Source organism: Staphylococcus sp. GDY8P57P (assembly GCF_017892585.1).
In the GTDB taxonomy this organism is placed as follows: domain Bacteria; phylum Bacillota; class Bacilli; order Staphylococcales; family Staphylococcaceae; genus Staphylococcus; species Staphylococcus borealis.
Map to the genome: position 1 here is coordinate 1 of NZ_JAESLK010000114.1, position 669 is coordinate 669.

The following is a 669-nucleotide window of genomic DNA, read 5'->3' on the forward strand; positions in this document are numbered from 1 at the left end:
CGCGTGGGACGTTCAAGTCGTATAGGTTATGCTTATTTCTTACATCCATCTAACAAAGTATTATCAGAGACTGCAGAAGAAAGATTGCAAGCAATTAAAGAATTTACTGAATTAGGTTCTGGATTTAAGATTGCAATGCGAGATTTAAATATTCGAGGTGCAGGTAACCTTTTAGGCAAACAGCAACATGGATTTATTGATTCTGTAGGTTTCGATTTATACTCACAAATGTTAGAAGAAGCGGTAAATGAAAAACGAGGCATTAAAGAAGAACAGCATGATGCGCCTGAAGTTGAAATTGAACTAAATATTGATGCTTATTTACCAGCTGAATATATTCCAAATGAACAGGCTAAGATAGAAATTTATAAAAAATTACGTAAAATTGAGACGGAATCACAATTGATGGATGTTAAAGATGAACTCATTGACCGTTTTAATGACTATCCTGTTGAGGTTGAAAGATTGCTTGAAATGATGGAAATTAAAGTGCATGCATTGAATGCAGGTGTAACACTTATTAAAGATATAGGTAAAAAAATAGAGGTTTATTTATCCGAAAAAGGTACTACTGACATCAATGGCGAAGCACTCTTTAAACAAACACAACCACTTGGACGCGCAATGAAAGTTGGTGTTCAAGAAGGTAAAATGAAAGTGACGCTAAAT

1 protein-coding gene is annotated in these 669 nt (G+C 34.2%); it reads left to right on the top strand.

The window, feature by feature from the left end; translation table 11 throughout:
• The coding region (locus KA878_RS13825) for a TRCF domain-containing protein (RefSeq protein WP_312884021.1) at nt 1-669 on the top strand (669 nt) is incomplete at both ends.